Annotated in this window: 23 protein-coding genes and 1 pseudogene; 20 read left to right on the top strand and 4 right to left on the bottom strand. The window is 66.7% G+C overall.

Features of this window, described 5'->3' with window-relative positions:
* Positions 1-211 precede the first annotated feature (211 nt).
* The 11 genes from E3T40_RS12285 (at position 212) to E3T40_RS12235 (ending at position 14,932) form a co-directional block, all read left to right on the top strand.
* Positions 212-1,822 (top strand): ABC transporter substrate-binding protein, encoded by a 1,611-nt coding sequence (locus tag E3T40_RS12285; RefSeq protein ID WP_104170868.1) that lies wholly within the window; start codon positions 212-214, stop codon positions 1,820-1,822.
* Positions 1,823-1,960: 138 nt separating this feature from the next.
* Positions 1,961-2,890, top strand: coding sequence for an ABC transporter permease (locus E3T40_RS12280; protein WP_104170869.1), 930 nt, complete (start codon positions 1,961-1,963; stop codon positions 2,888-2,890).
* The gene (locus E3T40_RS12275; protein WP_104195363.1) at positions 2,880-3,827 is read left to right on the top strand and encodes an ABC transporter permease; all 948 of its coding nucleotides are present in this window, start codon (positions 2,880-2,882) and stop codon (positions 3,825-3,827) included. The genes E3T40_RS12280 and E3T40_RS12275 overlap by 11 nt, the downstream gene beginning before the upstream one ends.
* Positions 3,824-5,572 carry an ABC transporter ATP-binding protein gene (locus tag E3T40_RS12270; protein ID WP_134543811.1) on the top strand — a complete coding sequence of 583 codons (1,749 nt, stop codon included), beginning with the start codon at positions 3,824-3,826 and terminating at the stop codon, positions 5,570-5,572. Before E3T40_RS12275 ends, E3T40_RS12270 begins: the two co-directional genes overlap by 4 nt.
* Positions 5,573-5,591: 19 nt before the next feature.
* Complete coding sequence (locus E3T40_RS12265; protein ID WP_104170872.1) at positions 5,592-6,128, top strand: hypothetical protein; 537 nt, start codon at positions 5,592-5,594, stop codon at positions 6,126-6,128.
* Between the two features lie 282 nt (positions 6,129-6,410).
* Positions 6,411-7,394 (top strand): ABC transporter permease, encoded by a 984-nt coding sequence (locus tag E3T40_RS12260; RefSeq protein ID WP_104170873.1) that lies wholly within the window; start codon positions 6,411-6,413, stop codon positions 7,392-7,394.
* A gap of 1 nt (position 7,395) precedes the next feature.
* Entirely contained in the window at positions 7,396-8,346 is a 951-nt protein-coding gene (locus E3T40_RS12255) for an ABC transporter permease (protein ID WP_104170874.1), read from the top strand.
* The gene (locus E3T40_RS12250; RefSeq protein WP_134543808.1) at positions 8,339-10,552 is read left to right on the top strand and encodes a dipeptide ABC transporter ATP-binding protein; all 2,214 of its coding nucleotides are present in this window, start codon (positions 8,339-8,341) and stop codon (positions 10,550-10,552) included. Before E3T40_RS12255 ends, E3T40_RS12250 begins: the two co-directional genes overlap by 8 nt.
* Positions 10,549-12,234 (top strand): ABC transporter family substrate-binding protein, encoded by a 1,686-nt coding sequence (locus tag E3T40_RS12245; protein ID WP_104170876.1) that lies wholly within the window; start codon positions 10,549-10,551, stop codon positions 12,232-12,234. The genes E3T40_RS12250 and E3T40_RS12245 overlap by 4 nt, the downstream gene beginning before the upstream one ends.
* A 212-nt stretch (positions 12,235-12,446) precedes the next feature.
* Positions 12,447-14,357: a translational GTPase TypA gene (typA, locus tag E3T40_RS12240; protein ID WP_104170877.1), complete on the top strand. Its 1,911-nt coding sequence runs from the start codon at positions 12,447-12,449 to the stop codon at positions 14,355-14,357.
* A 134-nt stretch (positions 14,358-14,491) separates the two neighbouring features.
* Entirely contained in the window at positions 14,492-14,932 is a 441-nt protein-coding gene (locus E3T40_RS12235; protein WP_134543805.1) for a hypothetical protein, read from the top strand.
* Between the two features lie 153 nt (positions 14,933-15,085).
* Here the strand turns inward: E3T40_RS12235 and E3T40_RS12230 are convergent.
* A pseudogene (locus E3T40_RS12230) lies at positions 15,086-15,756 on the bottom strand (Dyp-type peroxidase).
* A gap of 87 nt (positions 15,757-15,843) precedes the next feature.
* On the opposite strand from E3T40_RS12230, the gene E3T40_RS17355 reads away from it, so the two are divergent.
* Positions 15,844-15,966: a hypothetical protein gene (locus tag E3T40_RS17355; protein ID WP_255453822.1), complete on the top strand. Its 123-nt coding sequence runs from the start codon at positions 15,844-15,846 to the stop codon at positions 15,964-15,966.
* Between the two features lie 30 nt (positions 15,967-15,996).
* Here E3T40_RS17355 and E3T40_RS12225 read toward each other — a convergent pair whose 3' ends face one another.
* Positions 15,997-16,992 (bottom strand): EfeM/EfeO family lipoprotein, encoded by a 996-nt coding sequence (locus E3T40_RS12225; protein ID WP_134543802.1) that lies wholly within the window; start codon positions 16,990-16,992, stop codon positions 15,997-15,999.
* A 203-nt stretch (positions 16,993-17,195) separates the two neighbouring features.
* Complete coding sequence (locus E3T40_RS12220; protein ID WP_241981770.1) at positions 17,196-17,561, bottom strand: FTR1 family protein; 366 nt, start codon at positions 17,559-17,561, stop codon at positions 17,196-17,198.
* A 157-nt stretch (positions 17,562-17,718) separates the two neighbouring features.
* On the opposite strand from E3T40_RS12220, the gene E3T40_RS12215 reads away from it, so the two are divergent.
* The 4 genes from E3T40_RS12215 to E3T40_RS12200 all read left to right on the top strand — a co-directional run bounded on the left by E3T40_RS12215 (position 17,719) and on the right by E3T40_RS12200 (position 21,685).
* Positions 17,719-18,702, top strand: coding sequence for a PIG-L deacetylase family protein (locus tag E3T40_RS12215; protein WP_134543797.1), 984 nt, complete (start codon positions 17,719-17,721; stop codon positions 18,700-18,702).
* Positions 18,703-18,736: 34 nt separating this feature from the next.
* Entirely contained in the window at positions 18,737-19,054 is a 318-nt protein-coding gene (fdxA, locus tag E3T40_RS12210; RefSeq protein ID WP_104099174.1) for a ferredoxin, read from the top strand.
* A 7-nt stretch (positions 19,055-19,061) separates the two neighbouring features.
* On the top strand, positions 19,062-20,165 hold the full coding sequence (gene dapC, locus E3T40_RS12205) for a succinyldiaminopimelate transaminase (RefSeq protein ID WP_304481769.1): 1,104 nt from the start codon (positions 19,062-19,064) through the stop codon (positions 20,163-20,165).
* 239 nt (positions 20,166-20,404) lie between these two features.
* Positions 20,405-21,685 carry a citrate synthase gene (locus E3T40_RS12200; protein ID WP_369828413.1) on the top strand — a complete coding sequence of 427 codons (1,281 nt, stop codon included), beginning with the start codon at positions 20,405-20,407 and terminating at the stop codon, positions 21,683-21,685.
* Positions 21,686-21,963: 278 nt separating this feature from the next.
* On the opposite strand, the gene dapD is transcribed toward E3T40_RS12200, so the two are convergent.
* The gene (dapD, locus tag E3T40_RS12195; RefSeq protein WP_104170882.1) at positions 21,964-22,944 is read right to left on the bottom strand and encodes a 2,3,4,5-tetrahydropyridine-2,6-dicarboxylate N-succinyltransferase; all 981 of its coding nucleotides are present in this window, start codon (positions 22,942-22,944) and stop codon (positions 21,964-21,966) included.
* 17 nt (positions 22,945-22,961) lie between these two features.
* Between dapD and dapE the strand changes: the two genes are divergently transcribed.
* The 4 genes from dapE to E3T40_RS12175 form a co-directional block, all read left to right on the top strand.
* Positions 22,962-24,056, top strand: a complete 1,095-nt coding sequence (gene dapE / locus E3T40_RS12190) for a succinyl-diaminopimelate desuccinylase (protein ID WP_134543794.1) — start codon at positions 22,962-22,964, stop codon at positions 24,054-24,056.
* A complete protein-coding gene (locus E3T40_RS12185) occupies positions 24,032-25,249 on the top strand; it encodes a hypothetical protein (protein WP_241981769.1) in 1,218 nt (405 codons plus the stop codon). Before dapE ends, E3T40_RS12185 begins: the two co-directional genes overlap by 25 nt.
* A 63-nt stretch (positions 25,250-25,312) precedes the next feature.
* Positions 25,313-25,489, top strand: a complete 177-nt coding sequence (locus E3T40_RS12180) for a DUF3117 domain-containing protein (protein ID WP_104099180.1) — start codon at positions 25,313-25,315, stop codon at positions 25,487-25,489.
* Positions 25,490-25,919: 430 nt separating this feature from the next.
* The coding region (locus E3T40_RS12175) for a hypothetical protein (RefSeq protein WP_134543792.1) at positions 25,920-26,283 on the top strand (364 nt) is incomplete at its 3' end.

Genomic DNA, 26,283 nt, shown 5'->3' with positions numbered 1-26,283 from the left:
CACTGCCCGGAACGTGCAGGTTGCTGAATTCGGTGGAGGGATTGCGCGCAAGAACCTGCTGTGGCGCAACTATCCTGCGCAGTTTGTTTCGCATCTGTAACGTTTCCCCAATAGATTATGCGAAGTCCGCGCCCACTCTTTAAGGTCGGTATATCCGAGATGTCTGCTCGCCCGAGGGTCACGCGGCATTTCCCTGCGCACTGGAGGAAAATTGAAAATCAGGAGACTGGGCATACCTGCCATCGCCTTGGCTGCCGCGGGAGCCCTCGTGCTCTCCGGTTGCGCCAGCGGAGACGCCCCGGCAGAGAGTGACACCGCGGCGATCATCACCACGAACGGATCTGAGCCGCAGAACCCGCTGATCCCGACGAACACCACCGAGACCGGAGGCGGCAAGATCGCCACCTCGATCTTCGCCGGGCTCGTCTCGTACAACGCCAAAGGCGAGATCGAGAACGAGGTCGCCAAGTCGATCGAGTCCGACGACGCCCAGAACTGGACCGTCACGCTCAACGACGGCTGGGAGTTCACCGACGGCGAGGCCGTCACGGCTGACTCCTTCGTGGACGCCTGGAACTTCGGAGCGAAGTTCAGCAACGCTCAGAGCGCCTCATACTTCTTTGACAACATCGCCGGCTTCAGCTACGACGCTGACGCCGAACTGACCGGTCTGAAGGTCGTCGACGAATCCACCTTCACGGTCGAGCTGGCCTCGCCCGAGGCCGACTTCCCGCTGCGCCTCGGCTACACGGCGTTCATGCCGCTGCCCTCCGCCGCGTATGAGGACATGGAAGCCTTCGGCGAGAACCCGATCGGCAACGGCCCGTACATGCTGGCCAAAGAGGGCGCCTGGGAGCACGAGGTCGGAATCGACCTCGTCACCAACCCCGAGTACGACGGCGTGCGCAAGCCCGCCAATGGTGGCCTGAACATCGTCTTCTACGCCTCGATGGACGCCGCGTACGCGGATGTCCAGGGTGGCAACCTCGACGTGCTCGACGCCGTCCCGGACGCCGCGTTCGAGTCCTACGAGTCGGACTTCCCGGACCGCTTCGTGAACCAGCCGGCCGCCATCTTCCAGGGCTTCAACATGCCGTACTACCTCGAGCACTGGAGTGGTGAGGAAGGCAAGCTGCGTCGCGCCGCCATCTCGATGTCGATCGACCGCAAGGAAATCACGGACGTCATCTTCCAGGGCACCCGCACCCCTGCGACCGACTTCACCTCGCCGGTCATCGACGGTTACTCCGATTCCCTCAAGGGTGCCGAAGTCCTCGAATACAACCCGAAAGAAGCCAAGGCCAAGTGGGCCGAAGCCGACGCGATCGCACCCTACACCGGCACGTTCGACCTCGCCTACAACTCCGACGGCGGCCATGCCGCCTGGGTCGACGCGGTGACCAACAGCATCAAGAACACGTTGGGCATCGAAGCCATCGGCAAGCCGTACCCGACGTTCGCTGCGGCGCTCGACGACCGTTCCGCCGACAAGCTGACCGGTGGAACCCGCGCCGGCTGGCAGGGTGACTACCCGTCGCTGTACAACTTCCTCGCTCCGCTGTACCAGACCGGTGCCGGCTCGAACTACGAGGACTACACCAGCGAAGAGTTCGACGCGCTGCTCAAGGAAGGCGCGGCCGCGTCCTCCGTCGAGGACGCCACCGCGAAGTACCAGGAAGCACAGGAAGTCCTCCTCGCCGACCTTCCCACGATCCCGCTCTGGTACTCCAACGTCAGTGGCGTCTGGTCCGAGTCGGTCGAGAACGTCGTCTTCGGCTGGGACTCCGTGCCGATGTACACCGACATCACCAAGATCGAGTAGCTCTCATTCAACCAGCTCGTCAGCAGTAAACAGATAACACGTGTGGGGTTCGGGGCATACAGCCCCGGACCCCACACGTGACTAGACTCAACCAGTGATTGTGAATTTCATGTACATACGTTCCGGCTTGGGGACCTGATGATCTGGTATACCGGCAAACGCCTGCTCCAGATGATCCCGGTGTTTTTCGGTGCGACACTCCTGATCTACTTCATGGTGTTCTCTCTTCCCGGAGACCCCATCGCGGCCCTGTACGGCGATCGGCCCCCGGCTCCCGGAGTGATCGAGCAGATCCGCGCCCAGTACAACCTGGACAAGCCGTTCATCGTTCAGTACTTCATCTACATCGGCAACTTCTTCCAGGGTGACCTGGGCACCACCTACTCCGGTCGCCCGGTGAGCGACGTGATGGCGAAGGCTTTCCCGATCACCGCCCGCCTGGCTCTGCTCGCCCTCGCCATCGAAGCCTTCTTCGGCATCCTCGTCGGCCTCGTCGCGGGACTCCGCAAGGGAAAGCTCTTCGACAGCAGCGCCCTTGTCGTCAGCCTCCTGCTGATCAGCGTTCCCACGTTCGTGATCGGCTTCGTGCTGCAGTACGTATTCGCGGTGCAACTCGGCTGGGCCCGCACGACGGTGAGCAGCGAAGCTCCCCTCAGCGAACTCCTGCTGCCGGCCCTCGTGCTGGCCTCCGTCTCCTTCGCCTATATCGTGCGGCTCACGCGGGCGAGCGTCTCCGACAACCTCAACGCGGACTTCGTGCGCACCGCCACAGCCAAGGGGCTCTCCCGCCGCCGCGTCGTGGGCGTGCACGTGCTGCGCAACTCCCTGGTCCCGGTCGTCACCTTTCTCGGAGTCGACCTCGGCTCCCTGATGGTCGGTGCCATCGTCACCGAGGGCATCTTCAATATCAACGGCGTCGGCGGCACCGTCTACAAGGCGATCAAGCTCGGCGAGGGACCCACCGTGGTGTCGTTCATCGCGGTGATGGTCGTGATCTTCGTGCTGGCCAACCTGCTCGTCGACCTCCTCTACGCAGCCCTGGACCCGAGGATTCGCTATGCCAAATAAGAACCCGAACGCGCAGACGCATTACGTCGCCGAGCTGGAAGAAACCCCGGTCGAAACCGTCGACCGCCTCGACGAATCTCAGAAGGCCCGCAGCACCTGGGCGGATGCCTGGGACGCCATGCGCGTGCGGCCCACCTTCTGGATCTCCTCGGCCCTGATCCTCCTGATTGTCATCGTCGCCCTGTTCCCAAGCCTGTTCGCCCAGGTCTCGCCCACCCAGTGCGACCTCGGCGACAGCCACGGCGGGCCGGGAGACGGACATCCGCTCGGCTTCACCCGGCAGGGCTGCGACATCTACGCCCGGATCATCTTCGGCACCCAGGCCTCGGTCACCGTCGGCCTGCTCGCCACGATCCTGGTCACCTTCACGGGGATCGTCGTCGGCTCTCTCGCGGGTTACTACGGCGGCCTGCTCGACGCGATCGTCTCCCGCATCGGCGACATCTTCTTCGCCGTCCCCACCGTTCTGGGCGCGATCGTGCTCATGTCGGTGCTGCCGGAGCGCACCCCGGTCACCATCGCGCTGGTGCTGTCACTCTTCGCGTGGCCGCAGATCGCGAGAATCATGCGCGGCGCCGTGCTCTCGGCCCGCAACTCGGACTACGTCACGGCATCCGTCGCCCTGGGCGTCAGCAAGTTCCGGATTCTGCTGCGCCACGTCATTCCGAACTCGATCGCCCCCGTGATCGTGATCGCCACCGTCTCGCTCGGCACGTTCATCGTGGCCGAGGCCACCCTGTCGTTCCTCGGCATCGGTCTCCCGCCGGGCATCATGTCCTGGGGTAACGACATCGACGCCGCCAAGAGTTCGCTCCGCACCAACCCGCAGGTGCTGCTCTACCCCGCGGCGGCCCTGTCCGTGACAGTTCTCGCGTTCCTCATGCTGGGCGACGTCGTGCGCGACGCCCTTGACCCCGAAGCGAGGGCCCGCCGATGAGCCAGACCGTCATCGAACCCGTTAGCGAGAGCGCCGACGCCTCTAACGAGCCTTTGCTCCAGATCCGCGACCTCGAGGTCGGATTCCAGACCCAGCACGGCCTCGTCCCGGCGGTGCGCGGGGTCAGTCTGAGTCTCTACGCGGGCCAGACACTGGCGATCGTGGGGGAGTCCGGCTCGGGCAAGACCACGACCGCGCAGGCCATCATCAAACTTCTCGCCGGCACCGGCAAGATCACGGCCGGGCAGATCCTGTTCGAGGGCCGCGACCTCGCGGGGCTGTCGGACAAGCAGATGCAGGATGTGCGCGGCCGCCTGATCGGCTACGTGCCGCAGGACCCGATGAGCAACCTGAACCCCGTCTGGAACATCGGTTTCCAGGTCGAGGAGGCCATCAGGGCCAACAATGTGGCCCAGGGCAAGGCTGCGCACGAGCGCACCATCCAGGTGCTGCAGGAGGCCGGCCTCAGCGACGCCGCAGACCGCCTCAAGCAGTTCCCGCACCAGTTCTCCGGCGGCATGCGCCAGCGCGTCCTGATCGGCATCGGCCTGACCGCTCGGCCGAAGCTCCTGATCGCGGACGAGCCCACCTCGGCGCTCGATGTCACGGTGCAGCGTCAGATCCTCGACCACCTCGGCACCCTCACCCGGGACTACGGCACGTCGGTGCTGTTCATCACCCACGACCTCGGCCTCGCGGCCGAGCGGGCCGAACAGCTCGTCGTGATGTACAAGGGCAAGGTCGTCGAGTCCGGGCCGTCGCAGGAGATCCTCGCCAACCCGCAGCATCCGTATACCCAGCGTCTCGTGGCTGCGGCTCCGAGCCTGGCGTCGCGTCGCATCCAGTCGGCCAAGAACGACGATTCGGACGGGGCTGAGATCTTCTCGGGTGGATCACTCGACACCACCCTCGTCGCCCGCGCCGCCGAGCGGGAGCCGGCGGCCGAGGCGAAAGACCTCATCAAGGTTCAGAACATCTCCAAGATGTACCGCATCCGCACCAAGGGTCTGAGGTACAACGAGCTGCTGGCCGTCAACGACGTCTCCTTCGCCATCAAGAAGGGCACCACCACGGCGCTCGTCGGCGAATCCGGGTCGGGCAAGTCGACGGTGGCCAAGCTCATCCTGCAGTTGGAGAGCATCACCAGCGGGCAGATTGAATTCGACGGCCAGGATGTCGCCGGCCTTAAGGGGGCGGCGCTGCTCAAGTTCCGGCGCCGCGTGCAGCCGGTCTTCCAGGACCCGTACGGCTCACTGGACCCGCAGTACAACGTGGGCAACACGATCGCGGAGCCGTTGCTGGCCCACAAGATCGGCAACGCCGCGGAACGTCAGGCCCGCGTGCGCGAGCTGCTTGACCAGGTCTCCCTGCCCTGGGCCACCCGGTACCGGTACCCGAGCGAACTGTCCGGTGGGCAGCGCCAGCGCATCGCCGTGGCGCGCGCCCTGGCCCTCAAGCCGGACGTGCTCGTGCTCGACGAGGCGGTCTCCGCCCTCGACGTGCTCGTGCAGGGACAGATCCTCAACCTGCTCACCGAGCTGCAGACTGAACTGGGCCTGACCTACCTGTTCATCACGCACGACCTCGCGGTCGTGCGGCTCGTCGCCGACAACGTCTGCGTCATGCAGAAGGGCAAGATCGTCGAGACCGCGTCCACGGACGAGGTCTTCGACAGGCCTCGCGAGGCCTACACCCAGGAGCTGCTCGCGGCCATCCCCGGCGGCAACTTCCAGTTTGGCCGCTGACCGGATTCCGGGGGGCGGGATGACCGTCCTCCGGTCACCGGCCTCGGTGGCGGTCTTCGCCGCCCTGGTTGTCCTCTGTGCCGCGCTGCTGGTCGACGCTGCCGTTCGCGGGCGCTGGGACACGGCGCTGGCCGCCGTGCCCGCCGTGGCGTTGATCGTCTGGGGCGCCTGGCTGATCTTCGCGCGGCCCTGCCTGGGACTGAACCACCACGGGCTGTCCATCGTCAACGTGCTGAGCACGACCGAGGTGCCCTGGGGTGAGGTGGACGACATCGTGCTTCGGCACCAGGTCGTCGTGGTGACCCGGTCGGGCGAGCGTCTGGTGTGCTGGGGTGCGCCGGCGACCTCCCGGGCGGCCGGACAAATACGGGAGTCCAGCGGGCGCATCAGCGGATCAGCCGCGCACCGGGCCATCCGCGGCTTCTGGTACCGGCACGAGGCTCCGCAGCGCGCCGGGGAGCGATTTGTGCGCCGCTGGCATCGACGGTCGTTCCTGGTCGGCGCCGTGCTCGTCCTCGGGCCGGCCGTTCAGCTGGCGTGGTCGGCGCTGGCCTGAATTCTCTGGTTGCGCCTGAGCTTTGCTCAATGACAGATTGTTTTCTTGCGCATTGTGCCCGCAAAGTTTCGAAACTGTTACATTTTCTGTCTGAAAGTGCCCCAGACTGGCATCTGGGGCAGAGTCGCTTCACGCAGGCATAGGCTCTCCCCTCAAGCACACGAGAACAGTTCCTTCCCCCGGTATCCCGGCGGGGGGAACGATGGGGGAGTTTTCATGGTTTGGAATTGTTGCACGCTGCTGGTCGCCGTTCCCGGCGCCCTGGTCTGATCCGCGGCCCCCATGGTCTTCTACATTTTCCGGCGCTTCGTCAACTATTTCTTCCTGTCGATGATCGCGACCTGCCTCGCGTACATCGTGTCCAGCCTGGCGCTCGACCCGGCGGCCAAGTATTACGGCCGCAACCCGCAGCCGTCGCAGCAGACCATCGACAACATCCTGAACGGTCTCGGCGTCAACCCCGATGTGCCGGTGCTGCAGCGGCTCTGGGACTGGCTCGTCAACATCGTCGTGCACGGTTCGCTGGGCGCCGGGGTCAACGGCGTCTCGATCGGCGACCAGATCATCTCCCGTGCCGGGGTCAGCCTGCGGTTGCTCCTGATCGGATCGCTGATCGGGGCCATCGTCGGGGTGACGCTCGGAGTCTGGGGTGCCGTGCGCCAGTACAAACTGAGCGACCAGGTCGTCACGTACGGCTCCTACCTGATCTTCGCCACCCCCACCTTCGTCATCGGCGTGCTGCTGATGATCGGTGCTACGGCGCTGAACGGCGCGGCGGGTATGCAGCTGATCACCTTCACCGGGGAATACTCGGCCGGGCTCACCGGCTCGTGGTGGGAACTCGCACTCGACCGCGGCATCCACCTGCTCCTGCCGACCATCGCCCTGGTGCTGATCGGGGCGGCGGGCTACTCGCGCTACCAGCGCAGCGTCATGCTCGACGTGCTGTCGGCCGACTTCATCCGCACCGCCCGGGCCAAGGGGCGGTCGCGCAATTCGGCCCTGGTGCGTCACGGGGTGCGCGTGGCCCTCATCCCCATGTCCACGTTCTTCGCCTACAGCTTCGGCACCCTGGTCTCGGGCTCGATCATGCTCGAGATCGTCTTCTCCTTTCATGGGATGGGGGAGTTCGCCCTCAACGCGATCAGCCAGAACGACATCAACGCGGTCGCCGGCACGACGCTGTTCGTGGCGATCCTGATCCTGTTCTCATCGACGCTCTCCGAGGTGCTCTACGCCGCGCTCGACCCGAGAGTGAGGAACTGAGATGTCCCTGGTCGAAGAAACCAACGCGGAACTGGGCACACCGCTCGTTCCGCTGCTGCCCGGTTCTCCCGCCGCTCTGGCGGCGCGGCCAGCCCGGCCGCGCTCCCGCGGCCGCCTCATCTGGCGCCGACTCACCCAAACCTCCCGCTTCTGGGGCGGGGCGATCGCGATCGCGTTCATCCTCGCCTGGGCGCTGCTCGGACCCGTGTTCTACCCGTTCGACGCCGTGCAGCGCGACCCGCTGAACATGGGCCTCGGGCCTACCCAGCTGCACTGGTTCGGAACCAACGGCATCGGCCAGGACCTCTACGCCCAGACCCTGGTCGGGTTGCAGAAATCGCTGGTCATCGGGCTCATCGCCGGCCCCCTCGGCACCATGATCGCCGCCGTCGTCGGCTCCGTCGCCGGCTACCTGGGAGGAGTAATCGACCGCGTGCTCGTCTGGTGCATCAACCTGCTTCTGGTGCTGCCGTCCTTCATCCTGCTCGTGATCCTGAGTCCGCTGTTCAAGGGGCTCTCCTGGGTGTTCCTCACCGTCTTCATCGCCGGCTTCAGCTGGATGATCATGGCGCAGGTGGTGCGGTCCCAGACCAGGTCGCTGCGTGACCGAGACTTCGTCAAGGCGTCCCGGTACATGGGTGTGCCCATGCGCAAGATCCTCGGCCGGCACATCATCCCGAACGTGGCGTCGCTGCTGATCATCGACGCGACCCTCGGCGTGGTGGCGGCAATCCTGGCCGAGACCAGCCTGAGCTACTTCGGCTTCGGCATCCGCGCTCCCGACGTATCCCTCGGCACGCTGCTGGCCGAGGGAACGAGCGCCGCCGTGACCCGGCCGTGGATGTTCGTCTTCCCGGCGGGTGTGCTCATCGTGACCCTGTTCGCCGTCAGCCTCATCGGCGACGCCCTGCGCGACGCCGTCGACCCAACCTCGGGAGTCAACCGTGACTAACCTTCTGACGAACGAGATCCCGGCCGACAAGTTTCGCACGGATGCCCCACTCCTGGAGGTCACGGACCTCTCGGTCACGTTTCCCCAGCGCGGCGGCCCGTCGGTCCAGGCGGTGCGCGGCATCAGCTACCAGGTGCACAGGGGCGAATTCCTCGGCATCGTGGGGGAGTCCGGCTCGGGGAAATCCGTCTCCTCGCTGGCGTTGATGGGGCTGCTGCCCAGTTCGGCGCAGGTCACCGGCAGCATCACGTTCGCCGGCCGGTCGCTGCTGGAGATGAATGACCGCCAGCTCTCCCGCATCCGTGGCCAGGAGATCTCGATGATTTTCCAGGATCCGCTGTCGGCGTTGACCCCGGTGTACACCGTGGGTGACCAGATCGCCGAAGCCCTGCTGCTGCACGATGCCGCGCTGAGCAAGCGCGCCGCCGCGGCCCGGGCGATCGAGCTGCTCCAGATCGTCGGCATCCCGGCGCCGGAACGGCGGGCCCGGGCCTTTCCGCACGAGTACTCCGGCGGCATGCGCCAGCGCGCCATGATCGCCATGGCCATCGCCAACGACCCGCTGCTGATCATCGCCGACGAGCCGACGACGGCCCTGGACGTCACCATCCAGGCGCAGATCCTCGATGTGCTCGAGAAAGCAAAGTCCCTGACCGGTGCCGCCGTCGTTCTCATCACCCATGACTTGGGGGTGGTGGCCGGCCATGCCGACCGCCTCGCGGTGATGTACGCGGGCAAGCTCGTGGAGAACGGCCTTACCGACGAAGTCTTCGCCTCCCCGCACATGCCCTACACGATCGGCCTGCTCCGCTCGGTGCCCAATATGCAGACGGCCGGCACCCAGCGGCTGGTCCCGCTCGAGGGCCGTCCGCCTTCGCTCACGGCGCTGCCGCGCGGCTGCCCGTTCGCGGCCCGGTGCCCGATCGCCGTCGACGCCTGCCTCGACACGGAACCGGTACTTCGCAACCACGCACAGGCCGCACCCGGTGCGCCCGTGGTCGGCCCGCGCGAGGCCACCCACGTCGCCGCCTGCCACCGCTCGGCCGAGATCGCGGCCGGTGCGCTGACCCGCCCCGACATATTTCCCCGGCCGGAACCGCTGGCCGTGGAGCACCAGGAGAAGAACCGCTCCGCCCAGCCGGTCCTGAGAGTCACCGGCCTGGTTCGCCATTTCCCGCTCACCAGAGGCGGGGTGTTCTCCCGGCAGATCGGTACCGTGCGTGCCGTCGACGGGGTGTCGTTCTCGGTCCAGCCCGGCCAGACCCTGGGTCTGGTCGGCGAGTCCGGTTGCGGCAAGACGACGACCATCCTCGAGATCCTCGAGATGACGAAGCCGCAGGCCGGTCAGATCCTGGTCGACGGCCAGGATGTCTCCACCCTGGGTCGCGCCGACCTGCTCCGGTTGCGGAAGGACGTACAGATCGTCTTCCAGGACCCGATGGCCGCCCTCGACCCGCGGATGCCGATCGGCGACATCATCGCCGAGCCGCTCACCGTTCACGGCGTGAAGCCCGGGGCCCGGCGCGCCCGGGTCGCCGAGCTGCTCGACCTGGTCGGGCTCGACCCGATGATGGCCGACCGCTACCCGCACGAGTTCTCCGGCGGCCAGCGGCAGCGGGTCGGGATCGCCCGCGCCCTCGCCACGAACCCCCGGCTCGTCGTGCTCGACGAACCGGTGTCCGCGCTCGACGTGTCCATCCAGGCCGGGGTCATCAACCTGCTCGAAGACCTCAAGGAACAGCTCAACCTCTCCTACCTGTTCGTGGCGCACGACCTGGCCATCGTGCGCCAGATCGCCGACACCGTCGCCGTCATGTACCTGGGCCGGATCGTCGAGTACGGGCCGGTGGCCGAGGTCTTCGCGCACCCGCGGCATCCGTACACCCAGGCGCTGATCTCGGCGGCCCCGATCCCGGACCCCGTGATCGAGCGCAGCCGAACGCGGATGCTGCTGGAGGGTGACCTGCCCAGCCCGACGGAGCAGATCGACGGCTGCAATTTCCGCAGCCGCTGCCCGCTCTACACCCTGCTCCCGCCGCAGAAGAAAGCGATCTGCGAGAGCATCGACCCGCTGCTCGCCCTGACCGGCACGGTGGAGACGGCCTGCCACCACGTGGAGCACAGCGCTCTCCTCCCCGCGGGCGTCCAGCCCCCAACCTCCCTGACCAGAAATAGTTCCCACCAAGAAAAGGAGAATCACCCATGAAACGGAAAAGTACTGTTTTTGCAGCACTCGCCGTTCTGAGTGCGTCCGCCCTGTTGCTCACGGCGTGCGCTCCCGGAAACACCGCAGAGGACTCGCCCGAAGCGAGCGAAAGCAAGGCCCTTCCCACCACGGCGTGGCAAGTCGTCGCCGCCGGGGACGTGCAGGATGGCGGAACGCTCAACCTCTCCATCGGGTCTCTACCCTCGAACTGGAACATCTACCAGGTCGACGGCAACGAGGCCGACACTGTCACCACCGTTGCACCGACCACCGGCGGCCCGATCCGGGTCGCGGCCGATGGAACCAGCACGGTCGACCCGAACTACGCCACCAGCGTCGAGGTCGTCAGCGACGATCCTCAGGTCATCGAGATCAAGCTCAACCCGGCCGCGGTCTGGGAAGACGGCACCCCGATCACGTACAAGGACTACGTGGCCACCTGGACGGCCATGAACGGCACCAACGAGGAGTATTCCCCGGCCTCCACGGCCATCTTCGACCAGATCAGCGCGATCGAATCCACCGGAACCGACTTCGATTTCACGGTCACGTTCGACTCGATCAACGCCGACTGGGCGTCGATCTTCACGAGCGTGCTGCCGGCCAGCGTCACGTCCACGCCTGAGGCCTTCAACACCGGCTACGTCACCACGCCGGTGCCTTCCTCCGGTCCGTTCGTCATCTCCAACATCGACGCCACCGGCCAGGTCGTCACGCTGACCCGCAACCCGCTGTGGTGGGGCGAGGCAGCCAAGCTCGAGACCATCATCGTCAAGGTCATCAGCGGCGCATCGGCAGCCACGTCGTTCGGCAACTCCGAAACCGACGTGCTCTACATCTCGTCGAACGCCGACGCCTACCAGACGGCTGAGAAGCGCGCGGATGCCGAGATCCAGGCATCCGGTGGCCTCACCTGGACCCACGTCACCATGAACGGCTCGAAGGGCCCGCTCGCGGACGTCGAACTGCGGCGCGCTATCGGCCACGCCATCAACCGCGGTCTCATCTCCGAGTCGGCCAACACGCCGGTCGGCACCGACGCCACCACCCAGGGCAGCTTCATCTTTATGCCGGGTCAGAAGGGATATGAAGACAACGTGGGCGACGCAATCGGCTACGACGTGGCCGCGGCCGAGAAACTCCTCGACGACGCCGGCTACAGCGCCGGGGACGACGGAATGCGCGAGAAGGACGGCACGGCTCTCGAGCTGTCCATCACCGTGCCGGCGGACACCCCCACGAACAAGCAGCGTGCCGTGCAGGTGCAGGCTGACCTCAAGGAGGTCGGCATCGCCGTCGAGCTGAACGAGGTTCCCGCCGCGAAGTACTTCTCCGACTACATCATCCCGGGCGATTTCGAGATGACCAGCTTCTCCTGGGTCGGCACTCCGTGGCCGATCTCCTCGAGCGAGGCGCTGTTCTCCCCGGTGGACTCCGAGTCGAACTTCACCGGAATCACTGACGAGAAGCTCTCCGCTCTCTTCGACGAGGCCAACACGGAGCTCGACACCGACAAGCGCATCGTCATCGCCAACGAGATCGACACGGTCCTCGCCGCGTATGTGCCCATCATCCCGATCGCGCCGCTGCCGAACGTGTACGCCGTGAAGTCCGGCCTCGTCAACTACGGGGCCACCCAGTTCGAAACGGTCGACTGGTCCATCGTCGGCTGGAAGAAGTAGGCGGACACACCCGCAACACAGCACGGAGGACGGGACGGGGACTTCAGCCCCGCCCCGTTTTTCGTGCCCCGAATCGGGATCCGAGGGACTCTCAGCCCTCGGACGGGGAGAGTGCGGTAGGATTGTCCGTTGGGTCGGACTTTGACCACACACATCCATTCTTCGTCGCATGCGGTACTTTGCGGCATCCATTCTTCGTAAGGATTTACTTCATGGCGATTGCCACGCGCGATAACCTCCGAAATGTCGCGATCGTAGCCCACGTTGACCACGGCAAGACCACGCTGGTCGACGCGATGCTCCAGCAGACCAACTCGTTCGCCGAGCACTCACACACCGAAGAGCGCGCCATGGACTCGAACGAACTCGAGCGCGAAAAAGGCATCACCATCCTCGCCAAGAACACGGCGATCTCCTACAAGGGCATCCACGCCAAGGATGGCCCCATCACCATCAACGTGATCGACACCCCCGGCCACGCCGACTTCGGCGGTGAGGTCGAGCGCGGCCTCTCCATGGTCGACGGTGTTGTGCTTCTCGTCGACGCCAGTGAGGGTCCGCTGCCGCAGACCCGCTTCGTGCTGCGCAAGGCGCTTGAGGCCCACCTGCCCGTCATTCTCCTGGTGAACAAGACTGACCGTCCCGATGCTCGCATCGACGAGGTCGTCGAGGAAAGCCAGGACCTGCTCCTCGGCCTCGCCAGCGACATGGCCGACGATGTGCCCGACCTCGACCTCGACCTGGTTCTCAACGTGCCCGTCGTCTACGCGTCCGGCCGTAACGGGTCCGCCAGCCTCAACCGTCCCGAGAACGGCCAGCTGCCCGACAACGAAGACCTCGAGCCGCTCTTCGCAGCGATCCTCGAGCACATTCCGGCGCCGGTCTACGACGACCAGCACCCGCTGCAGGCCTGGGTAACCAACCTCGACTCCTCGCCGTTCCTCGGCCGTCTCGCACTGTTGCGCATCTTCCAGGGCACCATCAAGAAGGGCCAGACGGTCGCCTGGATCAAGCACGACGGCACTATCGCAAATGTGCGTGTCACCGAGCTCATGATCACCAAGGCGCTCGACCGCTACCCAACCGAGAGCGCCGGCCCCGGCGACATCGTCGCCGTCGCCGGATTCGCCGACATCACCATCGGTGAGACCCTGGCCGACCCAGAGGACCCGCGCCCGCTGCCGACCATCACGGTCGACGACCCGGCCATCTCGATGACGATCGGCACCAACACCTCGCCGCTCATCGGCAAGGTCAAGGGCCATAAGCTCACCGCGCGCATGGTCAAGGACCGTCTCGACAAGGAGCTCGTCGGCAACGTCTCGCTCCGCGTTATCGACATCGGACGCCCGGATGCCTGGGAAGTCCAGGGCCGAGGCGAACTCGCCCTCGCCATCCTGGTGGAGCAGATGCGACGCGAAGGCTTCGAGCTCACCGTCGGCAAGCCGCAGGTCGTCGTCAAGCGCGTCGACGGCAAGATTCACGAGCCGTACGAGCACCTCACTATCGACTCGCCGGAAGAGTACCTCGGCGCGATCACCCAGCTGCTCGCCGCCCGCAAGGGACGCATGGAGAACATGGCGAACCACGGCACCGGCTGGGTCCGCATGGAATTCATCGTTCCGTCGCGTGGCCTGATCGGATTCCGCACCGAGTTCCTCACGGACACCCGCGGCACCGGTATCGCCAACGCCATCTTCCACGGCTACGAGGCCTGGGCCGGCACGATCACCACTCGTACCAACGGCTCGATCGTCGCCGACCGGTCCGGCGTGGTCACGCCGTTCGCGATCATCGCTCTGCAGGAGCGCATGTCGTTCTTTGTCAACCCGACCGAAGAGGTCTATGAGGGCATGGTCATCGGCGAGAACTCGCGCGCCGACGACATGGACGTGAACATCACCAAGGAGAAGAAACTGACCAATATGCGTCAGTCCACCTCCGACACGTTCGAGTCGATGACCCCGTCCAAGCAGCTCACGCTCGAGCAGTGCCTCGAGTTCGCCCGTGAAGACGAATGCGTCGAGGTCACCCCGGCCGTCGTGCGCATCCGCAAGGTCGAGTTGGCCGCCTCGGCACGTCAGCGCAACGTCTCGCGTCTGAAAAAGCAGGACGCGAACTAACCGTCGCCACCGTGCGGCTGAGCAGCCGCGACGAGCGAAACCGTAGGGGTGTGATTATGGTTTTCCATAGTGCTGCCCCTGCGGTTTTGCGCTTTTAAGCACGGGAACGATCGAACCGAAGGATGGGATCCCTGATGCAGTTGAACCGAGTACGTGTGCTGGCCGTGACCTTGGCCGTTGCGGGCGTGGCCCTGCTGTCCGGATGCTCCGGCGAGGCCGTCGGCTCCGCGGTCGACGGCGCGGTGAACGAGGCAACCGGAGGCGATGTCAGCCTGGGCGGGCAGCTGCCCGAGGGCTGGCCGGAGGAGATCCCCGTGATTGACGGGGATCTCGGTTTCGGGGCAGCGAACACCGCGGACGCCGGCCGGGGCTGGGTCGTCACCGTCACCACCAGCGCCGCGGACCCGCTGGCCGACGCCACGGCGATGCTCGAGGCTGCCGGTTTCAGCGCCGACAACGCCGCCACCGCGAACGTCGGCGATGCCGGCGTCGCGGCCCTGACGAACGAGACCTGGTCGGTGGTCGTCGCCGGCACTCCCGAGGGTGTGCTCTACACGGTGTCCCCGGCCGCCTAGCTGAGAACCAATTCGACGGAGATTCTTTCGAAAAACGACTGTTTCGTTGTGTTCGGGCGCGGTTTGGGCAAAATCTCCGTCGAATTCTTTCGGGCCGGAGTTGCTGCACCGGGTCAGGCCGACCGAAAGGCAGGCTCACTCAGCCGCGGGGGATCAGGCGAAGAGGGCCGACCCGACGTGGCGGATGTACTCGTTCGGAGCGTCGTGCCGGGCCAGGCGCACGTGCGCTGCTGCGCCGATCAGCGGCAGGTCTGCCTGGTCGGTGAGGGTGAAGTCCGGAGCGGTGAACTCCGTGCGGCCCGACAACGGGGCACCCTCGCCCTTCTTGCGGCCGAACACGGCCTCCTGCTCGCGCAGGATGGTGCGGTCCCAGGAGTCGATGGTCATCCGGATGCGCCGGGCCACCAGATAGGAGCCGCCGGCCAGCCAGGCGGGCCCGTCTCCGGCGCCGACCCAGACATGGTCGGCGGCGGCATCCGGCTCCTCTGCCGTGATAGTGGATGTGCCGTCCTTGAAACCGAAGAGGTTGCGCGGCGTGGCCTGCGCCGTACTCGTCGAGGAAGTGGGTCCGAACCCCAATTGAGTCCAGCGGAAGGCCGCGCGCCCGAAGGCGATGCGGGAGAGGTTGCGGCTGGCGTGCACGGCCACCTGCGGGTCGTCCGCGCAGGCCTGGATGCAGAGGTCGCCGCCACTCCGTCCCGGCTCGAGCCTGTCCCCGGGGAAGTGCGGCATTCGACCAGCTCGACCGGGCTCCGACTCCCGATGCCGAAACGGTCGGGGCCGTCGATGCTCTCGAACAGGCTCGGGCCGAACCCGAACGTGATCGTCAGCCCGGAGGCCGGCAGGCCGAGCGCCTCGCCGGTGTCCTCCGGGGTGCGTCGTAAGGGCCGCTGACGGCCCCGAAATCGCCGATGTCACGCCCCATAGCCATGGCGGCGGCGGCATCGGTCCGGTCGCGGAGCAGCTCGATCAACCCGGACCTGGTGGTGCCCGCGGAAACGTCGAACGCCGAGGCCGAGCAGCCCGCGGCGTGACAGGCCGCGCGACTGCTGTCGCCCGGTCACCTAGAGCACCAGGGTTGCGGTCCGCTGGTTGAGCGGTTCGCCGAGGGTGTTCACCTGACGGGCGAGGGCCTTGATCTCGGCCTCGCTCAGCTCGGTGTACAGGGTGAAGCCGTCGCCGACGCGCTGGGCGTCCAGCAGTGTCTGCAGCGCGGCGAACTCGGTGTCGAGGCTATCGGCGCGGGCGGCATCCTTGTAGACCAGGATGTCCCGCACGCCGGCGTAGAGCACCGCGGCACCGTCGACGTTGGCCTGGAAGTCCCAGAGGTCGGTGTGCGACCAGAACTCCTCCTCGCCGGTGACCTTGCCGGTGGCGACCTCGTCGAGAAGGCCGATCGCGCCGTTGGTCTGCTGCGACAGCGTGAAGGAGAGGGTCTGCACTTCCTCGTTCAGGGTCGCGGTGTCCTGCATCAGGCGGTCGGCGAGGCGTCGGCGCTCCGCGGCCGGATAGGCGAGAAAACCGGCCTCGGCGTCGGCCGGCCAGAGGTCCTTCTCGATTGCGTGCCAGTCGGTGCCGGTGACCAGCTGGGCCACCTGATCGCGCACAGAGGAGGCGTCGTTGACGTTGGCGGTCTCGATCTGCGCCTCGAGGTCGTCGTCGACCGCGACGACCTGGTCGGAGGCGGTGACGATGAAGCCGGCCTTGCCGATCCCGTCACCGGTCATGCCGGGCTTGCAGGCGGTGACGTATTCGCCGGCGGCCAGCTGCACGACCAGGTCGCGGGTGAGTCCCTGACCGATGTTCTCGGCCTCGCCGTCGATGTGCAGGCCGTCATCGGCGAGCAGGTAGAACTCCGTGACCTGGTCGCCCGAGTTGGTGATGCTGAAGCTGAGGTTGCCGGCGGGGGCTTCCTCGGCCGAGACGGTGCAGGCATCCGCGCTGCTGTCGACCGTGAGGGACGCCCCGGCGGAACCGGCCGGGGCGTGGGCGACGCAGCCGGTGAGGACGAGCAGGCCGAACGCGGAAACTGCGGCGAGGGGAACGAGGCGGGCGTTCATAGGAGTCCCTAGCACAAGGTTCGGGAAGGGGCTGGGTCAGCGGGGAGCGCCGCGGTCTCGGCGGTGTGCTCGGACGCGGGGCTGGTGCTGGGGGTGCCAACGGTGCCGGTGCGGCCGGCCACTGCGGGGTGGTCCCGCCGGCTCGTCAGGATGAAGAGGGTCAGCGCGGGCACCAGATAGGCGAGCCAGACGGCCAGTTCGAGCTAGGTGGTGCCCGGCGAGAAGTTGACGAAGGCGACGACCACGAGGCCGAGCCCCGAGCCCACAAGGGACCGGTCGATGCCGCACCGGAGTTGGCCGGACAGGTTACGGGCTCGCGCCAGCATCCAGAACACCATCCAGGTCACGCGGCCCGTCGCCACGATCGACAGCACGCCGCCGATGGCCTCCTGGGACGTGAACGACAGGCCGTAGGTGAGCTGCGCGCCGATGCCGAGCGCCAGCAGCACGGCGAGGCTGCATCCGGTCCGGATACGCCGGAGCACGTCTCGGCGGCCGACCTTCCCGACGTAGGCCACGAGGATGGTCACGAGGAGGGCGACTTCGAGGCCTTCACGGAGGCCGATCACGTAATTGTGCGAGCACAAGGCTTCCTGGGTTTGAGGAAGAAGTTTGGTAAGGCTAACCTTAGTGTCTTGACTCCAGCTTCGGTTCTGCGATCGTGTCCAGCTATCATTCATGCGCGGGTGTCCGCCCGTCCCAACTCCGTGGAGCTCAGCAATGGTCATGTCCGGCAGCGCAGAACGAGTCGTGTTCGTGCACGACCGGCCCGGTCAGGAATCCCTTCTGACCGGCGGAACCATCGCCCGGCTGCGGTCAGACGACGCCGAGGTCGTCGTTCTGTTCGGCTCCACGGACTCCCACTTCGCGGACGACTCCGACGTGCGCGCAGCCATGGCGGCGCTCGACGTAAGCGACTGGCGGATGCTGCCCGCTGCATCCGGGGCGCAGTCACTGGCCGAGGCCGTCGCCGACGTGCTCGCGGACGTGCACGCCACCGCGGTCGTGATCGGCGCCGACGACGACACCCTCCGCCGAGCGGCCGCCGGGGCCGCCGACAGCCTGAATGTGCCGGTCTTCGAGCACCGCCAGGTGACGGATGCCGTCGGCCAGCGGCTGGTCGCGATCGATGTGAGCGGCCAGGTAGACCAGAAGCTGCGCGCCCTCGCCGCGTACGCGCGCCGCTGGAGCGTCACCGACTACACCGTCGTGCCGGTCGAGTCGGTGGCCGCGTCCGACCCGGCCGACCCGGCGGACCGCCCGGTCACGATCGGTGGCACCGAGACCTTCCTGCGGCTGCCCCCGGCGCACGCTCCCGACCCGGACGCGACCCCCGGGCTGCTCAGCCGCGGCCTGGCCGCGGTCGTCGCCCTCCTGACCGGGGCCGCCTTCGGCGTGCTCGGCACGATCGCGCACCAGGCCACCCTCCCAATCGGGCCCGTGACGATCCCGATCGGGCTGATCCTGGCCCTGGCCGGAATCGTGACGCTCCTGGCAGGTCTCCGTCTGATGCTGGGGGACCGCCTGGTCGTCTTTTCCTGCGCGATCGGCCTCCTCGGCACGATCTTCATCCTGTCTCTGCGCAGCACCGGCGGCTCTGTCCTGGTCCCCCAGGGGATTCCGGGTTTGCTCTGGACCGTCGTGCCGACCCTGGTGGCCACGATCGTGCTGGCCTGGCCACGAATCCCGGCCCGTCCGCGTTCGGCATAGACTGGATATTCGCTCGTGAAGGGAGCCCTCCAACGTGACATACGTCATTGCTCTGCCGTGCGTCGACGTGAAGGACCGCGCTTGCGTCGACGAGTGCCCGGTCGACTGCATCTACGAGGGTGACCGCTCGCTCTACATCCACCCCGACGAGTGCGTCGACTGCGGTGCCTGCGAACCGGTCTGCCCGGTCGAGGCCATCTACTACGAGGACGATGTGCCCGAGCAGTGGGCCGAGTACTACAAAGCCAACGTCGAGTTCTTCGACGACATCGGCTCGCCCGGCGGGGCGGCCAAGGTCGGCGTGATCCATAAGGACCACCCCATCATTGCCGTGCTGCCTCCCCAGGTCTGATTCAGCCGTGCTGAAGCCGCTCCCCGACTACCCGTGGGACCAGATGGTCCCCTTCGCCGCCCGGGCCCGGGCCCATGCGGGCGGCATCGTCGATCTGTCGATCGGTTCGCCGGTGGACCCGACGCCCGAGGTCATCCGCCGAGCGCTGGCCCAGGCCACCGACGCCCACTCTTACCCGCAGACCGCCGGCACGCCGGAGCTGCGGCGGGCGATCATCGACTGGTACGAGCGCCGGCGCGGCGTCACCGGCCTCACCGAGAAGAACGTGCTGCCGACCATCGGGTCGAAGGAGATAGTGGCCCTGCTGCCCTTCATGCTCGGGTTCGGCGAGGGTGACACCATTGTGCATCCGCTTGCCGCGTACCCGACGTACAGCATCGGCGCGGCCATGGCCGGAGCGGACGCCCTCGCCGCCGACGACCCCGCCGACTGGCCCGAGACGACGAAGCTGGTGTGGCTGAACAGCCCGGGCAACCCGGATGGCCGGGTTCTCTCGGTCGACGCGCTGCGCACGGCCGTCGCGCGCGCCCGGGAACTCGGCGCGGTGATCGTCTCCGACGAGTGCTACGCCGAGCTCGGCTGGACCGACGGGTGGGATGCCCGGCCGACCCCGAGCATCCTGGACCCCCGCGTCCTCGGGCAGGACCGGCACGATGTGCTCGCGCTCTACTCCCTGAGCAAGCAGTCGAACATGGCCGGCTACCGCGGCGCGTTCGCGGCCGGCTGCGCGGACCTGCTTGCCCGGGTGCTGACCGTGCGCAAGCACGCCGGCCTCATGCTTCCCGCGCCGCTGCAAGCCGCCATGGTGGCCGCGCTCGGCGACGACGAACACGTCATCGTGCAGCGTCGACGCTACCAGGCGCGCCGCGAGGTGCTGCTGCCCGCACTGGTGGCGGCGGGCTTCCGCATCACCCGCAGTGAGGCCGGGCTTTACCTCTGGGCGACCGAGGGGCGCCCCGCCTGGGAATCGATCGGGCGGCTCGCCGAGCGGGGTATCCTCGCCGGACCCGGTCCGTTCTACGGCGACGGCTACCCGAGACACGTGCGCTTCTCCCTCACCGCCACGGACGAACGCATCGCGGCGGCTGCGACTCGGTTGCACGCTGGCTAATGCCCCATTTTCGGGAAATGTCAACTCTCACCAATGAAGAGTGGACATTCTTGGTGGATGCAACAGTAGGCGGTTGCGGCCATTAGGCTGTATCCGCGTTGACGTCTCCAGACACATCGGTGTGCTGTGGCCCATCGCCACAGACGGTCAGCCACCAGACGGTTAGGTAGTGATATCCAGTGACACTCAGTCAGACCCAGGGAGCCGCCGTGAGCGACATCGCCGAGCGAACGCCATCCATCGAACCCAAGCAGGCGACACTGTCGTTCCCCGGCGGATCCGCCGAGTTCCCGATCGTGCGCGGCACGGCCGGCGCCTCCGGCATCGATATCTCGACGCTGACCCGCAAATCGGGTCTGATCACCCTCGACTCCGGGTTTGTGAATACCGCCGCCACGCGGTCGGCGATCACGTTCATCGACGGCGAGAAGGGCATCCTGCGCTATCGGGGCTATCCGATCGAGCAGATCGCCCAGAACTCCAACTTCCTCGAGACCGCCTGGCTGTTGATTTACGGTTCCCTTCCTAGCGCGAGCGAACTCGAGGCCTTCGGCACGCGCATCCGTCGGCACACCCTGCTGCACGAAGACCTGCGCCGCCTCTTCGACGTGCTGCCGTACAACGCGCACCCGATGGCCGTGCTCTCCGCCGGCACCTCGGCGCTGGCCGCGTACTACCAGGATGCGCTCGAGCCCAACGACCCGGAGCAGGTCGAGCTGGCCACCGTGCACCTGCTCGCCAAGCTGCCCGTGATGGCGGCGTACGCCTACAAGAAGAGCATCGGCCAGGCATTCCTGTATCCCGACAACTCGCTCGGCTACGTGGACAACTTCCTGCGGCTGATCTTCGGCACACTCGCCGAGCCCTACGAGGTGAACCCGGTCGTCAGTAAGGCCCTCGAGCGCCTGCTGATGCTACACGAGGACCACGAGCAGAACGCGTCGACCTCGACCGTTCGCCTGGTCGGCTCCACTGAGGCGAACCTGTTCGCGTCGGTCTCCGCGGGCATAAACGCGCTTTCCGGGCCGCTGCACGGCGGCGCCAACGAGGCCGTGCTCAAGATGCTGGGCGAGATCAAAGCATCCGGCGAAGGCGTCGAGAAGTTCGTTGAACGGGTCAAGAACAAAGAACAGGGCGTTCGCCTGATGGGCTTCGGCCACCGGGTGTACAAGAACTACGACCCGCGGGCGACCTTGGTCAAGGAGAGCGCCGACGAGGTGCTCGCCGCACTGGGCGTCAAGGACGACCTGCTGGACATCGCCAAGGAACTCGAACACATCGCGCTCAACGACGACTACTTCCGGGAGCGCAAGCTCTACCCGAACGTGGACTTCTACACCGGCGTCATTTACAAGGCGATGGGCTTCCCGACCAGCATGTTCACGGTACTCTTCGCGATCGGCCGGTTGCCCGGCTGGGTGGCGCACTGGCGCGAGATGAACGAGGACCCCACGACCAAGATCGGTCGCCCGCAACAGCTCTACATCGGGTCGCCGGCCCGCGATTTCCCGCGCCGCTAGCCGCCGCGAGGCATCGCGCGCCCCCGCTGCCGGGATCGAACCAATTCGACGGAGATTCTGCCGAAAATGCCGGTTTCCGACCTGTTTAGGGCGATTTCGAGCAGAATCTCCGTCGAATTCGTCAGGGACCTGGGGCTGTAGTCAGGCGGCGCCTCGGCGATGATGGTCGGGTGCGTCGGTTCCCCTGCCACTCCCTTGCGACTGGCAGCGTACTCAGCGGAGGCGCCGCCGTGCGGGTTGTTTCGGTCGCGCTCGAGCGTCGGACCGGCCGCCCGGCGTCAGGCGTGCAGCTGGGCGTTCAGCACGATGCCGGTGCCGGTGCGCGCCAGCACCTCGACCGCGCCCGAGACCGAGTTGCGGCGGAAAAGCAGGTTCGCGACCCCGGAGAGTTCGACGGCCTTCACCGACGGCGTCGTGCCGTCGGCAGTGCGCGGCTGGCCCGGCAGCAGCACCTTGGTGCCGGCGGTCACATAGAGCCCCGCCTCGACGACGCTGTCGGCGCCGATCGAGATGCCCACCCCGGAATTGGCCCCGAGCAGGGCCCGTTCGCCGATGGACACCCGTTCGGTACCGCCGCCGGAGAGCGTGCCCATGATGGAGGCACCGCCGCCGATGTCGGCGCCGTCACCCACGACGACACCCTGAGAGATCCTGCCCTCGACCATCGAGGTGCCGAGGGTACCGGCGTTGAAGTTGACGAAACCCTCGTGCATCACCGTGGTGCCGGGGGAGAGGTACGCCCCGAGACGCACCCGGGACGCGTCCGCGATCCGCACCCGGTCGGGCGTGACGTAGTTCAGTAGCGGCGGGAACTTGTCGATTCCGGTCGTCTGGATGCCGTGGCGCTGCAGGGCAGGCCGCAGTCGGGTGAAGTCGGCGGGTAGCATCGGACCGGCATTCGTCCAGACCACGGCGGGCAGGTAGCCGAAGATGCCGTCGAGGTTGAGGGTGTTCGGGCGCACCAGCAGGTGCGACAGCAGGTGCAGGCGCAGGTAGGCATCCGACGTTCCGGCAGGCGCAGCGGTGAGGTCGATCTCGATCGTCACGGCCTCGATCCGCACCATTCGCCTCTGGTCCACCCCGGCGAATTCCTCGAGTTCAGACGGCACGATCCAGCGGTCGCGGCTGGCCGGCAGGGTTCCGAGCCGAGGTTCGGGGAACCAGGTGTCCAGCACCGTGCCGTCGCCGGCGACGGTGGCGAGGCCGTAGCCCCACGCGTTCGAGGGGGAAACGGATGTCGGGGGCACAGCGGAGGTCATGGCTCTAGGTTAGTAGAGTGCCCCAAAACACCGTGAACCTGGACCTGTCCGCGACCTCGATCGAGCTCACCCGGGCGCTCTGCGACCTCGAGTCGGTGTCCGGTAACGAGGCCGTCATCGCAGACGCGGTGGAACGCGCGCTGGCCGGGTACCCGCACCTCGACATCATCCGCGACGGCGACACCGTCGTCGCCCGCACCAACCTGGGTCGGGCCCAGCGCGTGATCATTGCCGGCCATCTCGACACGGTCCCGCTGAACGACAACCTGCCGACCCGGTTCGAGACCATCGATGGCGTCGACTATCTCTGGGGCCGCGGCACCGTCGACATGAAGGCCGGCGTGGCCGTGCAGCTGAAGCTGGCCGCCGAACTGACCGCGTCCAGCGTTGACGTAACGTGGATGTGGTACGACCACGAGGAGGTTTCCGACGACCTCAACGGCCTCGGCCGCCTCGCCCTCAACCGGCCCGACCTCTTCGCGGGCGACTTCGCCATCCTCGGTGAGCCCACAAACAGCCAGATCGAGGGTGGCTGCAACGGCAACGTGCGCGTGGAGATCCGCACCTTCGGGCTGCGCGCCCACTCCGCCCGCAGCTGGGTCGGAGACAATGCCATCCACAAGATCGGGCCCGTCATCGACATCCTGGCGGCCTACGAGCCGCGGCAGGTCGAGGTCGAAGGCCTCGTCTACCGCGAAGGCCTCAACGCCGTCGGCATCGGCGGCGGCATCGCCGGCAACGTCATCCCCGACGAGTGCATGGTGCACATCAATTATCGGTTCGCCCCCAGCCGTGCCTCGGCGGAGGCCATCGTGCACCTGGAGGAGCTCTTCGCGGGCTACGAGATCACCGTCGTCGACCGGGCCGAGGGTGCCCGGCCGGGCCTGGACGCCCCGCTGGCCCTGCAGTTCCTGACCGCGGTCGGCGGCGAGGCCAAGCCCAAGTACGGCTGGACGGATGTCGCCCGCTTCTCCGCCCTGGGCATTCCCGCCGTCAACTACGGCCCCGGCGACCCGCTGAAGGCCCACGCCGACGACGAACGCGTCGCCCTGGCGCAGATCACGGACTGCGAGGACGGCCTTCGCGCGTGGCTGACCACAAGCGTCGGGTAGCCGTGGCGTCGTCCGGCTGGAAGGCCGGCTACCGGCTCACGCCGTGGTGGGCCCTGGTCGCCCTGATCTGGGCCGCGTCCCGGCTCGTCACGACCACCCTGGTGCTACTGCTCGCGAGTGTGCAGGGCGCCAACCCGTGGACGGGCGCGTCACCCGGCTACGCGGAGTTCGCGAACATGTGGGACGCCCGCTGGTACAACATCGTCGCCGTCGCGGGCTACCCGTCGACACTGCCGCTCACCGCCGGCGGGGAGATCGCGGAGAACGCCTGGGCCTTCATGCCCGGCTACCCGGTGGTCGTGCGCCTGCTGATGGTGCTCCTCGGGCAGCCGTGGGCACCCGTGGCCGTATTCGTGTCCCTGGCCGCCAGCCTCGGCGCCGCCCTGCTGTTCTACCGGCTGATGCGCACTGTACAGGCCTCCGGGACGGCGTTGTTCGCGGTGGTGCTGTTCTGTGTGGCCCCGATGTCGCCCGTGCTGCAGTTCGGTTATGCCGAGTCGCTGTACCTCTTCCTGCTCACGTTGGCTCTTCTCCTGCTGCTCGAGCGGCGGTATGTGCTGCTGTTCCCGGTGATCGCCGTGATGGCGCTGACCCGGCCCAGCGGCCTGGCCTTCGCGCTCGCCCTGGGGCTGCACGTCGTGCACCGCTGGCTTGCCCGGAAACAAGACCCGTTTTCGGTGCGCGAACGGTTGCTGGCGTCTTCCGTTGCCGTGTTCAGCGGCATTTCCGGCCTGGCCTGGCCGGCCATCGCCTGGGTCGCCACGGGGTCGATCACGGCCTACACCGACACCGAGCTGGCCTGGCGTTCGGCCTACATCGGCTACCAGGAGCTCGTTCCGTTCACCGCCTGGTTCCAGGGCGGTGTCTGGTGGCTCGGGATGCCGCTGGGCATCATCGTTGTCTCGGGGCTCATCCTGGCATTCGGCCTGACCCTGTTGCTGCCGGCGGTGCGCCGACTGGGCACGGACCTGCGGTTCTGGCTCGCCAGCTACGGCCTCTACCTGCTGGCGGTGTTTTTCCCGCAGTCGAGCACCTTCCGCCTGCTGATGCCGATGTTTCCGTTGTTGGGTGCCGTGGCGCAGCCGCGGAGCGCCGTGTACCGGGTGGGCATCGTGCTGCTGTTCATCGCCGGACAGTGGGGCTGGCTCCTGCTGTGCTGGGGGGTCGACGGAGCGGACTGGACACCTCCCTAATTACAGTCTCAGCCCGTAATGGCAGATAATGGAAGTTCAGACGAATGAATGGAAGGGGAGTTCATGGCGGCCATGAAGCCAAGGACCGGAGACGGGCCAATGGAGGCTGTAAAAGAGGGGCGCCTTATCATCGTGCGTGTTCCGCTCGAAGGTGGAGGCCGACTTGTCGTCTCTGTGAACGACGCTGAAGCCAAAGAGCTTCACGATGCCCTCGCCGGTGTAGTCCAGCCGACCGTATAGTTCCAGGATCGGCCGCGCAGCTCAGGCTGTGCGGCCGATCTTTTTTGCCGACCTGGAGCGGATGAGTTTCCCGCGGACAGCCGTCGCACCGCCCGTAGGAGGTACCCGTCACCAGGCCCGCCACTCGCATCCGTCGGCACGTAAATGCGGAGAATTTTAGGAAACGCCGGTTTGGGCGCCATCAGTCCCGGCGTGTCGCGTATTTCTCCGAGTTAACGTCACAACGGATGCCCCGGGCTGGCTGCGCCCGCCGCCGGTGGTTGAGCGTGCCGAAACCCGGCGGTCCAGCCTGCAAACCCGCGCCGCACCATCCGTGCCCCGCGTCGCCACCCCCCCCTGTCACCGAATTGATTAGAACAGGAAGACTAAACTCAACAGTTATCTTTCCTCATCTATTGACTCCAACTTAGAACATGTCTACGATGTAGGTATGGCTGGAGCCCCCACTCCGCACCACCCCACCGCCTCACCGCAGGCGGTGCCTTCCCTCGTGCAGGCACCCCTCGCGCAGGCACCCCGTACACAGTCACCCCTTGTGCAGCAGCTGCAGCAGGCGCGTGATCTGGCCGCGGCCGTGCTGGATTCGGTGTCCTTTTCCCTCCTGGGCGAGGCGGACGCGATGATGGTGCTCGGCACGGTCGAAGACCTCGGCCGCCGGGTCGATGCCGCTAGGGTGGCCTCTGCCGCTGACATTTCGGTGCGGTGCCGCCGCATCCTGGGCCATGAGTCCCTGGCGGATAAGAACGGGGCCAGTAGCGGCATCGACCTGATCACTCGTCTGACCCGCGTCTCTT

Origin of the sequence: Cryobacterium sp. TMT1-19 (assembly GCF_004403055.1) — a bacterium.
In the GTDB taxonomy this organism is placed as follows: domain Bacteria; phylum Actinomycetota; class Actinomycetes; order Actinomycetales; family Microbacteriaceae; genus Cryobacterium; species Cryobacterium sandaracinum.
Note: the sequence above shows the minus strand (reverse complement) of the source record. Positions and strands in the feature narration are given on the sequence as shown.